Annotated in this window: 14 protein-coding genes; all 14 read right to left on the bottom strand. The window is 31.2% G+C overall.

Annotated elements, in window-relative coordinates; genetic code table 11:
- Position 1: 1 nt before the first annotated feature.
- The 14 genes from V1468_RS04465 to gmd all read right to left on the bottom strand — a co-directional run bounded on the left by V1468_RS04465 (position 2) and on the right by gmd (position 13,302).
- Complete coding sequence (locus V1468_RS04465) at positions 2-1,087, bottom strand: glycosyltransferase family 4 protein (RefSeq protein WP_331809040.1); 1,086 nt, start codon at positions 1,085-1,087, stop codon at positions 2-4.
- Entirely contained in the window at positions 1,084-2,169 is a 1,086-nt protein-coding gene (locus V1468_RS04460; RefSeq protein WP_331809039.1) for a hypothetical protein, read from the bottom strand. Before V1468_RS04460 ends, V1468_RS04465 begins: the two co-directional genes overlap by 4 nt.
- Before the next feature lie 201 nt (positions 2,170-2,370).
- Positions 2,371-2,949: a hypothetical protein gene (locus tag V1468_RS04455; protein ID WP_331809038.1), complete on the bottom strand. Its 579-nt coding sequence runs from the start codon at positions 2,947-2,949 to the stop codon at positions 2,371-2,373.
- 35 nt (positions 2,950-2,984) lie between these two features.
- A complete protein-coding gene (locus V1468_RS04450) occupies positions 2,985-3,902 on the bottom strand; it encodes a sulfotransferase domain-containing protein (protein WP_331809037.1) in 918 nt (305 codons plus the stop codon).
- An 11-nt stretch (positions 3,903-3,913) separates the two neighbouring features.
- On the bottom strand, positions 3,914-4,705 hold the full coding sequence (locus tag V1468_RS04445; RefSeq protein WP_331809036.1) for a sulfotransferase domain-containing protein: 792 nt from the start codon (positions 4,703-4,705) through the stop codon (positions 3,914-3,916).
- Position 4,706: 1 nt separating this feature from the next.
- A complete protein-coding gene (locus V1468_RS04440) occupies positions 4,707-5,987 on the bottom strand; it encodes a lipopolysaccharide biosynthesis protein (RefSeq protein WP_331809035.1) in 1,281 nt (426 codons plus the stop codon).
- A gap of 40 nt (positions 5,988-6,027) precedes the next feature.
- The gene (locus V1468_RS04435) at positions 6,028-7,062 is read right to left on the bottom strand and encodes an acyltransferase family protein (protein ID WP_331809034.1); all 1,035 of its coding nucleotides are present in this window, start codon (positions 7,060-7,062) and stop codon (positions 6,028-6,030) included.
- Positions 7,063-7,094: 32 nt separating this feature from the next.
- Positions 7,095-8,348 carry a sulfate adenylyltransferase subunit CysN gene (cysN, locus tag V1468_RS04430; protein ID WP_331809033.1) on the bottom strand — a complete coding sequence of 418 codons (1,254 nt, stop codon included), beginning with the start codon at positions 8,346-8,348 and terminating at the stop codon, positions 7,095-7,097.
- A gap of 64 nt (positions 8,349-8,412) precedes the next feature.
- Positions 8,413-9,318 (bottom strand): sulfate adenylyltransferase subunit CysD, encoded by a 906-nt coding sequence (cysD, locus tag V1468_RS04425; protein ID WP_131506372.1) that lies wholly within the window; start codon positions 9,316-9,318, stop codon positions 8,413-8,415.
- On the bottom strand, positions 9,315-9,914 hold the full coding sequence (gene cysC, locus V1468_RS04420; protein WP_331809032.1) for an adenylyl-sulfate kinase: 600 nt from the start codon (positions 9,912-9,914) through the stop codon (positions 9,315-9,317). Before cysC ends, cysD begins: the two co-directional genes overlap by 4 nt.
- An 8-nt stretch (positions 9,915-9,922) precedes the next feature.
- A complete protein-coding gene (locus V1468_RS04415) occupies positions 9,923-10,348 on the bottom strand; it encodes a DUF2061 domain-containing protein (RefSeq protein ID WP_331809031.1) in 426 nt (141 codons plus the stop codon).
- Position 10,349: 1 nt separating this feature from the next.
- Entirely contained in the window at positions 10,350-11,147 is a 798-nt protein-coding gene (gene cysQ, locus V1468_RS04410; protein WP_331809030.1) for a 3'(2'),5'-bisphosphate nucleotidase CysQ, read from the bottom strand.
- Entirely contained in the window at positions 11,137-12,180 is a 1,044-nt protein-coding gene (locus tag V1468_RS04405) for a GDP-L-fucose synthase family protein (protein WP_331809029.1), read from the bottom strand. Before V1468_RS04405 ends, cysQ begins: the two co-directional genes overlap by 11 nt.
- 6 nt (positions 12,181-12,186) lie before the next feature.
- Positions 12,187-13,302, bottom strand: a complete 1,116-nt coding sequence (gene gmd / locus V1468_RS04400) for a GDP-mannose 4,6-dehydratase (RefSeq protein ID WP_331809028.1) — start codon at positions 13,300-13,302, stop codon at positions 12,187-12,189.
- Between the last annotated feature and the right edge of the window lie 42 nt (positions 13,303-13,344).

The raw sequence follows: 13,344 nt of genomic DNA, 5'->3' as shown, positions 1-13,344 counted from the left end.
ACTAACTTTCAAGTATGTCTATAAAGTTATCAATAAAATGATGTACTTTATATTTGCTCTTTGCAATCTCTAAGTTATTCGTCCTTATTCTTTTCGATAATTCTGGGTTCTCTAATACTTGTATTAGTGTGTTAGCAATACTCTGAGGGTTTCGTTTTTCAACATAAAAGCCATTTTCGCTTTCTGTAAAAATATCTGGAATTCCTGCGTGTTTAGTGGTGACTATTAAATTACCCGAAGCCATTCCTTCTAAAATAGAAATAGGCTGACCTTCCATAATGTAATACGTTGGCAGTATAAATACATTTCCCCATTCTAACAAGTCTTTTTTGTTTTTTCCATAGACAACACCGAGATACTTTGTATTAGACAATTCATTAAAGTATTTATCTACCCTTTCTTTATGTTTAGCATCTATATTGCCAGCTATTTTAGCCTCATAGTTTATATTGTTTTTTTCTAAAATTAATAACGCTTCTAGTAGATCGAAGATACCTTTCTCTTCCATTAGATTACTTAGAAAAATTATTTTTAATTCATTATCTAATAGTTTTTTAGAGAACGCATGTTTATTAATAAAGTTATTGTCTTGAACAAAATTATAGAGTACATAAATGTTTTCTTCATTTGTAAAAGGCAACATATTGCTTCTTAATGATTCTGATAATACAACACCCTTAGAAACTGTACTTACCAATGCTTTAAAAATCTTCTTTTTTGCGCCTTTTAATAAATGGTATTCTTTTCCTAAGTAATTGCCATGCACGTGTATAATTATCTCCTTACTCAATAGCTTAGCAAGTAATATAAAAAGTGCATATTTAAGGACTCCAAAAAAAGTTTGTCCTGGTGTTATGTAAACTACATCAAACCTAAATATTTTATAACTAAAAAAGTTTAACTTTAAAAAAAACCATGCTTTGGATATTGAAAATGCCCCTAAGTCTTCTTCAAATTTGTTGTAAGATGTATTAATAGCATCTATTCTATAGTTTTTCCTTTTTTTCAAACCATCATAAACAACTTTATTAGCTAATGACACTCCTGTTGTTGGGTTTGGTAATGGGCCTATTAGTAAAATTTTCATTGCGTTTTCTTTTTAGGGATGTACCTCCATAAAGACTGAAAAAAATAAACACTTAATAAAACAAAATACGCATAATAAATATATCTAAAAGCAGATCTAAGATGATACTCAAAACTATAAAAAATAAATAGTGATAAAATTAAAGTAAAAAGAACAGCTGTTCTTTTTTTGTCATTAATTAAAAACTTTCTAATTTTTTTTTCAAAAAAAGAAAAGAGCGAACCAATCAAGAGAAAAAAGAAAACTAAAAAACTGTATCCCATCTTAAAAACCTGACCGTGCAGAGTAAAGGGCATAAACTTAGTTAGTTTAAGGTTTTCCGCTACTTCTGGCCAACCAACCATACTACCTGGCAATGGATTAAGGCTTACGTACATGTAGTACCAATTAGGATCTGCTTCTCTTATAGTTCTAGCAGTAGCAAAAACACCGAAAATAAATGAATAGTAAATATTAAAAGCTACAGACTCTATTATATCAGAATCTTCCGAAAACAATGTTGCTATGTATGGAACTACACCATGTTCTTTGAGTTGCCTCAGTGAAATTAAATAAGATAAAAACACAAACGAGATTACTATCTGAAATAGAAATCTTAATTTGTTCTTTTTAGTATTTCCAGACATTTGGAAAATAGTCAAAAAATAAAGCATCAAAATTAAAAATGTAATTCTGGAGCCGGTTGCAAATGTAAATGCGGTAATTACTACAATAAGAAACCAGCTGGAATATTTATTTTTATTATGAACTAAGCCCAATATAATTGATCCAATAAGGGAAATAACTTTTGCGATTGTAATTAAGAATTTGTTTTCAAACTCTGGAATATAATCCTCTCTGACAAGAAGTAATTTTCCATATGTAAATAAGTAACAAACAACAACCAATAGTGTTAATGTGTAAGCTATCTTAATGAAATATTCTGGGATTATATACTTTGTAAATAATTTATGGTTTAAATCACTTTTATATAAGTTTCGTATTTTGGGCGTGGAGACTTGATGATATAACAGAAACCCAAAGATAAATGCGATATTAGCAATCAAATACATATTTAAAACACTCCAAAAGTCTTTTGCCATAATCCAATCTACCTCGGCAATTGAAAATTTATTGTCGTAAAAATAAAAATACGGCACCGTAAGTATAACAACAACTACATTGAAGATAAGATAAATGTATGTAGGGCTAATGATAAGATATCTTAAAACTTTAAATAAAAAGAATATTAATCCTAGAAAAATTACGAAAAGAACAGCACCTAATAGCACGAAAAAAGAAATTTATGGATTTATTTTAGAATATCTATTTTCAATCCTGCTGTTTAAATTATCTTTTGACACCAACTCTGCCTTTTGATTTGCTGAAATTTTTTCTAGTATTAACTTTTTCCCTTCAAACTCATGTTTTAAATTTTTAAGTTCAAAGTAAACTAGCAGAGCAGAGTCTCTAATTATTATCCTATCATTTTTACGGTTTAAAACGATTTTATCAAACTTTATCTTATTACTTTCGTTGTTATTTAAACTCAACCTAAAGGAATAAGGAATAGATTCCTCCGGAAAACTAAAAGAAATTCTTTGCCAACGACTATCAGAACCTTTAATTTTTTTAGAAAGATGGTTCTCCCCTTCAATATCTTTAAAAGCAAGTTGTATCTCATCGTCATTCTGAATTGTGCCGTCAAAAAATAATTTCAAATTATTTTCATCATTTATCTTTTTATTTTCTTTGGTTTTTTTTTCTGAAGGAGTATTGTCCGTAGCCTTATTATCTTCTTTCTTTTCATTCTTACATGCTGAAATAAAGAATGTTAAAAGAAGTGTAAATATAATAGTACTTTTTAGGGTGCTTGTTTTCATTTTTATTGGCTTTGTTTAATTAATATACAGGTATTTTACCAAGGTAACTTTTTTATTTCCAAAAGTTCTCTAAGATGTCCTAATTCTTCTTTGTAATCTTGCGATAACTGATTAACTGTTTCTAGGTCAAATCTATTGTCAACGACATCTTTCGTATTAAATTTTTGATATAACGGGCTTAAAGTGTTTTTTAAAAAATTACCAAAACGAACACCTGCTTTACCTTTAAAGAGGTGTTGCATATAAAACGATCTAAGACTTGCATAAAACCAAGATATGGTCTTAAACCTTACTTTTATAGTTTTATTGTATTGCTTAAAATCATAATCTTGATAAAATTCGTTATTTAATTTCAGTTTCTCTGAAAACTTTATCATAAAGCTCTTGGGGTCAGAGATTAATTCTTCATAAAAAAATATATGAACCCTTTTCTTATCAAATGAGCGATAAAACTCTTTAATGTAATTACTATAAAACCCTGTTTCATATGCTAGTAGGGCTAAATTATCGTCTCCTTTGTATTCTTTTGCCTTTTTATAATAGCTAGGGAAATCAACTGAATCATCCAAAAGATTTTGCTGCTTACCATAATTAAACCAAGATTTAAATCTTGATACTGGTTCTCTTAGTATCATTACAACATCACCTTCATTACTTTCTAAAAACTTCTTTATTTTATTTATAGCACCTGTATAATTCATGTAATCAGGTGAGGCTTCAAGTCTATATTTTTCTGAGCCATTACATTTATAAAAATTTAAATAGGTCTTAGCGTCCTCATCATATCTTTCTATGGATTTCAAGTCTAACCTTTCTTGATCGGAACTATCTAAAAAATAATTTGTCTGCTTAACATATGAAGGGCAAACTTCTGGGTGATCTGCAACATACTTAAACAAAGATGTAGTTGCAGCCTTACTAGTGCCTGATATTATAATATAATTAGGTTTCATTAAAATGATTCTTAATTTAATTCATTGATCCAGTCGTTACTATCAATATAACCAAGTTTTTTCATGGCCTCAGCATTATACTTATTAAAAATTAAGCCACTCTCTTTAGTAAAATAATTTTTCCAATCTCCAGAAATTCCCTTTCGTAAAAAACTCTTTTTGTTTTCCTCGCCTTGTTTTCTTTTGGCTTGATTTTTAAATGAGAACTTGTTTACAGCTGATGAAACTTTATCATCATCAATTGCGTCAATTCCAAGAAACACTAATGCTTTTTTCAATTCTTCTTCGCCGTTATGGAGCATATCTTCATATCTTACAATATGAACATCTTCTTTATCTAAATATGTTTCAATAAAATCTGACCACCTGTGCCTATTAATTCGTTTGGTATATTTTTCGTTTAAAAAAGTTATAAACTCAGGTAAATTTTCTTTTACATTCTCATAGTCTGTAAACCGTACTTTACTTCTATAATGGTTGATAATACTTTGCGGTGTACGGTCATTACCTAAAAGTAAATGGTGATAATAAGAAACCGCAACGTCTCTTCCATCTCTAATAACTAAAATCGTTTTATTAAAAGCTGGACTATATATATAATGACCATGAATTACAGCTTTTTTAAATTTTGGAATCACATTTCTGGGATAATACATGTCTAAATAATCTGCAAGAAGCTGTGTCATCCATGTTCCCCCAGATTTCGGGTATTCTACAACATGTATTAAGCCAAGTTTCTTTGCAAAAAAATGCCACATTAGATAACGCTTAAAACTACTATACTTCTGCTCTATAAAATTCATTCTATTTTTTTAATAACTTTTTATGTGGTCTTATATCCAACTTCCTTTTTTGTACTCTAAGCGCAAAATAATTTACACAGGACAGATACAATAACATGTTTATTGCAATTATATAAATGTCAAAAAATTTAGCCAAAATAAAAGTTGAAAATACTAAATACGCCCCAAAGAGCATAGTGATTCTATTAAATATTTTCTCATTATTAGTTACTTGTAAAACAATACCCACGGGACCTGTCCAATTGTTAACGAGTTGTCCAGCAACCAAAACAGCAAAAAGCAACCAATAGTCTTTAAGTGTTATATTAAAATAAAAAGAGTACACTATAAAAAATATACTAACACCAATAGCTGCTAACGTACTCACTATAATCAACATCCTAGTTATATTATGAATATAAGATCTAAGCTCATTCATTTTATCGTTATTAAAATATTGAGCCGATAATGTCATTACTCTACCTGAGGCCGCAATTAATGGCAGAGAAACTATCATAGCAAATTTTAAAACGGTATCATAAACACCCAGCACCTCAGAGGAGTAATTTTCTTTGATTATTACATATAAAATACTGATTGACAAAATATTGGTTGAGTTAGTTAAAACAAAATGAAACCCCTTTTTATAAACAGAATAGAGATTTAAAAAAGTTATTTTAATCGTTTCAATTACACTCTTGTTTATCTGAGATAAGATTTTAGGCAATTTAAAAGCCGCTAAAAATACAATAACTAAGAGGCTTAAAATATTGATTATAGTTTCAAAATTAAAACCATTGAAAATAAAATTACTACAAATAATACTCGTTAGTGCAATTAACTGAAATATTACAAATTCAAAAAAACCATAGAGAACCATACTGTCTTTTCCTCTGTAATAATGCCCTGTAAATCTCCATACAGACATAAAAATAGTCCAGTAGAAAATATTCATGTCTAAATCAAATATTAGGTGACAGAAGGAAAACAGAAGGAAAAATAAAAAATTATTAACCAAAAAGGTTCCGAGTAAAGATTCTAGCCCTCTATTTTGCGTGTTAATTGATGTTAACTCCTTTACCAATAAATAATCAAGCCCAAATACAACAAATACTTTTAGACCTCTTGCTAGTTCTAATACCACCGCATACTCACCGTTTCCTTTAAAATCATAGAAATGAAGTATTAGTAGAAGAATAAAATAATTTAATCCTAATCCTAAAAGTTTAAGAATAAATAAGGTGCCAGAGTTTTTAATACTGAACTGAATGAATTCTTTTATTTTATTTTTCTTTTGAGACAAGGAAAATGATTAATTAAGTGTTTTATTTAGTAGAATATAATTATGCTAATCTTCTAATCGTTTTGTTCAACGGTTTTTCGATAGCATAAAAAATTATAATCGAAATAATTACTAAACAAACTGAATAGATATAGAAACCATTATCTGTGGCAAAGAAATCTGGCGAGAATTTTTTTATTACTATATATAATGGCATATGAAAAACATAAACCCCATAACTTGCTTCACCTAATAATTTAAATACCTTATTACCCAAAAATTCATTAATCTTATTTTTGGTAAAAGCTAAAGCTATAATAGGAACTGCAAATATTGGTGCAAGAAAACTAGAACCCAAAGGTATTTTATAACCAAGAATGTTCTTTAATGGATGCTGTAAAATCAAATAAATTAACAAGAAGGACGCTAAAACTAACCATGGCTTTTTATACTCAATTCTTTTGGAATTCTCTGTATATATAAGTCCTACACTTATACCTAAAACAAAACTACACAGGTGGGATGGAGGGAAATAATTTACCAACTGTTTTATTACTAAACTATTTTCAGAATTAAAAAGATTTATTAAAACTAATTGGGTAAAGAGCCAAAAAGTAATTGCTATTATAAAAAGCTTTTTAGGTGAAACTTTACTTTTCTTAATAACAAATAATAACATCGGAAAAGTGATATAAAAAAACATTTCAACCGCTAATGACCAAGAAGGAAAGTTAAATGCAGTTGAGTATGTAGGAAACCATGATTGTACTAAAGGTACGGATAGTAGTAAACCTGTGAGATTATTTTTACTATTGATTCCATAGTTAAGCCATACAACTATTATTAATGCCAATATATGAATAGGATATATTCTACCTACTCTGGCAAAAAAATACTTCCTTGTTGAAAATTTTCTTGTTGACTGAGAAATCCATAACACAAAACCAGATAGCACAAAAAAAAAGGTAACCATTTCTGAGCCAGATGTAAGAAAGGGTTTTGATAAATTAGCTAGACCTGTTTTGCTTCCAAAGTGAAAAATAACAACAATATATGCTGCTATAAAACGTAAGAAAGTTAATGATTCTAATCTCAAACTATTGATTCAAAAGATTTTAAATTATGATATTAAACTATCATACCTGCCGCAACCGTCTCATTAGTGGCATCATCTACTAAAATAATGCTACCTGTAGTTCGGTTTTCTCTATAAGGATCTACCATTAATGGCTTTGTGGTTCGAATTTTAACTTTAGCAATATCATTCATTGATAAATCAGTATCGTCACTATTTCGCTCCAAGGTATTGATATCGTATTTGTAAACCACTTCTTTAATCATCGCTTTTTGGTCGTTAGAAGTATGCTTAATAGTATATTTTGCTCTAGGTTTAGCCGCACTATTATTTAACCAGCATAACATCACCTCAATGTCTTGAGAAGGCTCTGGTTTATTGTTTGAACGTACAATCATATCACCGCGACTAATGTCTATATCGTCTTCTAAAGTTATAGAAACTGACATTGGTGCATAAGCTTCTTCTAATTCTTTATCATGAAGATTAATACTCTTTATTTTTGAAGTAAAGCCTGAAGGCATTATAGTAACCTCGTCACCTTTTCTTAAAATGCCACTTGCTACACGACCTGCATAACCTCTATAATCTATAAAACCTTCACGTTGTGGTCTTATTACAGTTTGTACAGGAAAACGCGCATCTACTTTATTAATATCACTACTAATATGCATTGTTTCTAAAGTATGTAGCATAGGTGCTCCTTGATACCAAGGCATATTTTCTGATTTGTTTACAACATTATCTCCTAAAAGCGCAGACATTGGTATAAAACGAACGTCTTTAACAAGCATTTTTGAAGACACTTCTTCAAATTCTGAAACAATATTATTAAATACTTCTTCAGAAAAATCAACCAAATCCATTTTGTTTACACAAACAATAATGTGTGGTATTTGCAATAACGACGCTATAAATGCATGACGTTTAGTTTGCTCAATTACACCATGTCGTGCATCAATTAGAATGGTCGCCACGTTAGCTGTTGATGCTCCAGTAACCATATTACGTGTATATTGAATATGTCCTGGTGTATCAGCAATAATAAATTTACGCTTTGGTGTTGTAAAATATCTGTAGGCAACATCAATAGTAATACCTTGCTCTCTTTCGTCTCTTAAACCGTCTGTAAATAGTGCTAAATCTACACCTTCATGACCTTTTTTCTTACTTGTGTTTTCTATAGCTTCAAGTTGGTCTTCAAAAATGGATTTAGAATCGTATAGCAAACGCCCTATTAATGTACTTTTTCCATCATCTACACTTCCTGCAGTTGTAAAACGTAATAATTGATTGTTGTCTAACATGTTATCTTTATATGAGATGCCAAATGTAATTTGGCATGACAGTTAATTTTTTATTTAATATTGATTAAAAGTATCCTTGACGCTTACGGTCTTCCATAGCAGATTCTGATCGCTTATCGTCACTTCGGTTACCACGCTCGGTATTTCTCATACCAGCAACTTCAGCAGCAATTTTCTCTAATGTATCAGCATCAGATTCTACACCTCCTGTAATAGTAATATCACCTAGTGTTCTAAAACGTATCTTTTTAGTCACCACTTCTTCATGATCTTCTAATACTAAAAATTCAGAATTTGGAATCCAAGAGTCTTGTCTCCAAACTACTTCGCGCTCGTGTGCAAAGTACAATGATGGAATTGCAATATTCTCGCGTTTTATGTAGTTCCAAACATCCATTTCTGTCCAGTTACTTATTGGAAATGCTCTAAAGTGCTCTCCTTCAAAATGTTTACCATTGAAGATATTCCACAGTTCTGGTCGTTGGTTTTTAGGATCCCATTGTCCAAAATCATCTCTATGAGAGAAGAAACGCTCTTTTGCTCTTGCTTTTTCTTCATCACGACGTCCTCCACCAATTGCACAATCAATCTTATTTGCCTCAATAGCATCAAGAAGTGTTGTAATTTGAAGTGCATTACGCGTAGCGTTTTTCCCTTTTTCTTCAGCAACACGACCTTCGTCTATAGATTCTTGTACAGACCCAACAATAAGCTGGGCGCCTAATTCTTTAATAATGTCATCTCTAAACTGAATGGTTTCTGGGAAATTGTGACCAGTGTCAACATGCATTAATGGAAATGGTATTTTAGCAGGATAGAATGCTTTTTTTGCTAAATGCGTTACCAAGATAGAATCTTTTCCTCCTGAAAATAAAATTACTGGGTTTTCAAATTGTGCCCAAACTTCACGTAAAACAAAAATTGCTTCACTCTCTAATTCATCTAAATAATTTAAATAATACTTACTCATTGTTGCTTTGACAATTTTGGTGTAATATAATCTACGATTCGTTGAGCTGCTGCTTCAACGGATTCGTTTTCTGTTTTTATTTCAATGTCAGGGTTTTCTGGCGCTTCATAAGGCGCTGAAATTCCTGTCATGTTTTTTATTTCTCCAGCTCGTGCTTTTTTATAAAGCCCTTTTACATCGCGTCTTTCACATTCTTCAACGCTGGTATTAACAAATATTTCGACAAAGTTAACATCTTTAACGATACTTCTAATGTTCTCTCTATCTTTTTTGTAAGGTGATACAAAAGCTGCAAGTGTCACTAAACCAGCATCAACCATTAAATTGGCCACTTCTGCAATTCTACGGATATTTTCAGTTCTATCTTGCGGTGAGAAGGTTAAGTCTTTATTAATTCCTTTTCTAATGTTGTCACCATCTAGCGTAAAGGTCTTAATACTGTTTTGATGTAATTTCTGTTCAACCACATTGGCTATAGTAGACTTACCTGATCCTGATAAGCCTGTAAACCATAATAAAAAAGAATTGTGTCCATTTTGCTTTCGTCTATCTTCTATGGATATTTGATAATCGTGAGGTATTATATTGTCTCTCATAAATAATTTTAATTTCTTTTAGACAAGCCAAAGTTAATTTTATACCAAGCTCTTTCATGTAAATAATATAAAACCATCTTAGTGATTACCTCAGCAAAACCTATTTGTAATGCTGCAAGTGGATTACCGGAAATAATCCAGGCTAAGGTCATAGTATCTATTGTTCCTATAAAACGCCATGTAAAGGTTTTTGCTATGTGTCTTTTTCTACTTTCTAATAATACACCATCTTTCGATAGATTTATTTTATACCATACGCGCTCGTGTAAGTAATATAACACGGTCTTGGTTGTGACCTCTGCCAAACCTATTTTCAATCCAGCTAATGGATCTCCTGTGATAAGCCAAGACAAAAGTATTGTGTCTAAAGTGCCAACTAACCTCCAGGTAATTGTCTTTGCAATATGCCGCTTATATGAAACGTCTGTTGCCATATCACTTACTAACTAAAAAATAACTGTTTAATAGGTTTTCTTTGTTATATGCTAGTGGTTTGTTTGTTTCTTTTGAAATAACCTGTAATCCAACTGCGTTACAAATGGCTTGTCCTGCAGCTGTGTCCCATTCCATTGTTGGCGCATAGCGTGGATATACATCCGCATTTCCTTCGGCTACCAAACAAAACTTTAAAGAGCTTCCTTTTGACACTATTTCAACTTCTTTGCCAGCTGCTTTCAAGCTTTCTACATAATCTAGCGTATCTTGGTTCATGTGCGAACGACTGCCAACAACCTCTACTCTGTCTGAAATGTTATTCTTTGGTTTTAATGGTTTAGATTGTTTTAATATAGTTTCAACAGTAACATCATGAGACTCTAAATCTGCCTTAAACGCTTCATTGTTATCTACATTAGCAAAGTATATCGTTTTTACTGCAGGTACATAAATAACTCCTAAAACTGGTTTTCCGTTGGTTACTAACGCTATGTTTACAGTAAATTCTCCGTTACGCTTTATAAACTCTTTAGTACCATCTACTGGATCTACAACCCAACAGGTTTCCCAAGTTTTTCTAATATCGTAATCCGTTTGCTTATTCTCTTCTGAAATTATTGGAATTTCTGTAGGAATCAAATACGAATTAATAACATCGTTAGCTTTTTTATCTGCCTCTGTCAAAGGTGATTTGTCATCTTTTATTTCTACATCAAAAGCTGTATCATATACGTCCATGATAACTTTTCCCGCTTCGAGTGATGCTTTTAATGCTAATTCTAAATTTTTATTTAACATACCAATCGTATATTTTTTTTATACCTTCTTCTAATTCTATTTTATGCTTCCAACCTAAGCCTCGAAGTTTAGACACATCTGTTAACTTCTTTAAGGTTCCGTCGGGTTTGTTTTCGTTGAAAACAAAATTACCATTGAAACCGATAACCTCTTTTATTATTTGAGCTAAATTCTTAATTGAAATATCTTCTCCTGTACCGATATTTATATGTGTGTTTCTAATTTCCTTTTGATTTTTTGAATATGTATCCTCAAAATCTCTATTCTCCATTATAAACACACAAGCATCAGCCATGTCTTCTGACCATAAAAACTCTCTCATTGGTTTACCTGATCCCCAAATTTCAACTGAGTCTTTATCCACTCCAAATTTTGAAAGATATTTTTTAGCTTCTTCAATATTAGAAACTTGTAAATCCGAAACTACTTCATCATACCTATTTTCTGATAATAGTTTCGCCAGATGTATTTTTCTTATTAATGCTGGAAGTACATGAGATTTTTCTAAATCAAAATTATCATTGGGCCCATACAGATTTGTCGGCATAACAGATATGAAGTTAGTACCATATTGTAGGTTATAGCTCTCGCACATTTTTATACCAGCTATTTTAGCTATAGCATAAGGTTCATTTGTGTATTCTAAAGTATCTGTTAGCAAATACTCCTCTTTCATGGGTTGTGGGCAGCTCTTTGGATAAATGCACGTACTACCCAAAAAAAGAAGTTTCTTTACACTATTGGCGTAACTATAATGAATAACATTATTCTGTATCATCAAATTCTGATGAATGAAATCTGCCCTATACACATTATTAGCAACTATTCCTCCTACTTTTGCTGCCGCCAAAAAAACATATTCTGGTTTTTCTGTTTCAAAAAAAACCTTGGTATTATTTTGATTGGTGAGATCTAATTCCTTGTGTGTGCGTGTAATTATATTGTTATAACCTTTTTCTTTGAGGCTATTTAAAATTGCACTACCAACAAGACCACGGTGACCAGCTATAAATATTTTAGAATCTTTATTCATTCTTTTTTATTCAAAGTAATTGTTAATTCTATAACCACCATCTTTAAGGAATTGATCTTTCTTCATTAGTTTTAAATCACTTGTCATCATGTCTTCAACTAAATCTTTTAAATCATATTTTGGTATCCATCCCAATTTTTCTTTGGCTTTGGTTGCGTCACCAATTAACAAGTCAACTTCTGTTGGTCTGTAATATCTTTCATCTACTGCAACTACTTCTTGCCCAATTGGTAATTGATATTGTTCCTCAGAACATGATTTTACATATCCCTTTTCTTCTGCACCTTCCCCTTTGAATTCTAACTCAACACCTACATGGTTAAAACACATTTTTATAAAGTCGCGAACTGTAGTTGTTTTACCTGTAGCAATTACCCAATCTTCTGGTTGGTCAGCCTGAAGAATCATCCACATCATGCGAATATAATCTTTGGCATGTCCCCAATCTCTTTGTGCATTTAAGTTTCCTAAATACACTTTGTCTTGCATGCCAAGCACTATCCTAGATGTTGCTCTTGTAATTTTCCTTGTAACAAAAGTTTCTCCTCTAATTGGTGATTCGTGATTAAATAAAATACCATTACAAGCATACATACCATAGGCTTCTCTATAGTTGACTGTAATCCAATACGCATACATTTTTGCTACAGCATAAGGGCTTCTTGGATAAAAAGGCGTTGTTTCTGTTTGGGGTACTTCTTGTACCTTACCATATAACTCAGAAGTTGATGCCTGATAGATTCTAGTTGTTTTTTCTAGACCCAACATTCTAACCGCCTCTAATATTCTAAGCGTCCCTATACCATCTGCATTAGCAGTATATTCTGGTGTTTCAAAAGACACATGAACATGGCTCATTGCCGCGAGGTTGTATATTTCATCTGGTCTTACATCTTGAATAATTCTAATTAAATTAGTACTATCTGTAAGGTCACCGTAATGCAGATAGAAATTTTGATTATCTACGTGAGGGTCTTGATATAAATGATCTATTCTATCGGTATTAAATAAGGAAGACCTTCTTTTTATTCCGTGAACTATATATCCTTTTTTAAGAAGAAACTCACTTAAATAAGCTCCATCCTGTCCTGTTACTCCTGTAATTAATGCTACTTTATTCATATTAAATGTCTTATCTTTATTCTATTTGGGTTTGCAAAGGTA

Origin of the sequence: Winogradskyella poriferorum, from assembly GCF_036553625.1 — a bacterium.
Classification (GTDB): Bacteria; Bacteroidota; Bacteroidia; order Flavobacteriales; family Flavobacteriaceae; genus Winogradskyella; species Winogradskyella poriferorum.
Note: the sequence above shows the minus strand (reverse complement) of the source record. Positions and strands in the feature narration are given on the sequence as shown.

Excerpts from the sequence above, each read along its gene's own strand:
- cysD (WP_131506372.1), bottom strand. The coding sequence starts at position 9,318 with ATGAGTAAGTATTATTTAAATTATTTAGATGAATTAGAGAGTGAAGCA.
- V1468_RS04405 (WP_331809029.1), bottom strand. The coding sequence starts at position 12,180 with ATGAATAAAGATTCTAAAATATTTATAGCTGGTCACCGTGGTCTTGTT.
- V1468_RS04455 (WP_331809038.1), bottom strand. The coding sequence starts at position 2,949 with ATGAAAACAAGCACCCTAAAAAGTACTATTATATTTACACTTCTTTTA.
- cysC (WP_331809032.1), bottom strand. The coding sequence starts at position 9,914 with ATGAGAGACAATATAATACCTCACGATTATCAAATATCCATAGAAGAT.
- V1468_RS04445 (WP_331809036.1), bottom strand. The coding sequence starts at position 4,705 with ATGAATTTTATAGAGCAGAAGTATAGTAGTTTTAAGCGTTATCTAATG.
- cysQ (WP_331809030.1), bottom strand. The coding sequence starts at position 11,147 with ATGTTAAATAAAAATTTAGAATTAGCATTAAAAGCATCACTCGAAGCG.
- V1468_RS04460 (WP_331809039.1), bottom strand. The coding sequence starts at position 2,169 with ATGGCAAAAGACTTTTGGAGTGTTTTAAATATGTATTTGATTGCTAAT.
- V1468_RS04450 (WP_331809037.1), bottom strand. The coding sequence starts at position 3,902 with ATGAAACCTAATTATATTATAATATCAGGCACTAGTAAGGCTGCAACT.
- cysN (WP_331809033.1), bottom strand. The coding sequence starts at position 8,348 with ATGTTAGACAACAATCAATTATTACGTTTTACAACTGCAGGAAGTGTA.
- V1468_RS04465 (WP_331809040.1), bottom strand. The coding sequence starts at position 1,087 with ATGAAAATTTTACTAATAGGCCCATTACCAAACCCAACAACAGGAGTG.
- V1468_RS04415 (WP_331809031.1), bottom strand. The coding sequence starts at position 10,348 with ATGGCAACAGACGTTTCATATAAGCGGCATATTGCAAAGACAATTACC.
- gmd (WP_331809028.1), bottom strand. The coding sequence starts at position 13,302 with ATGAATAAAGTAGCATTAATTACAGGAGTAACAGGACAGGATGGAGCT.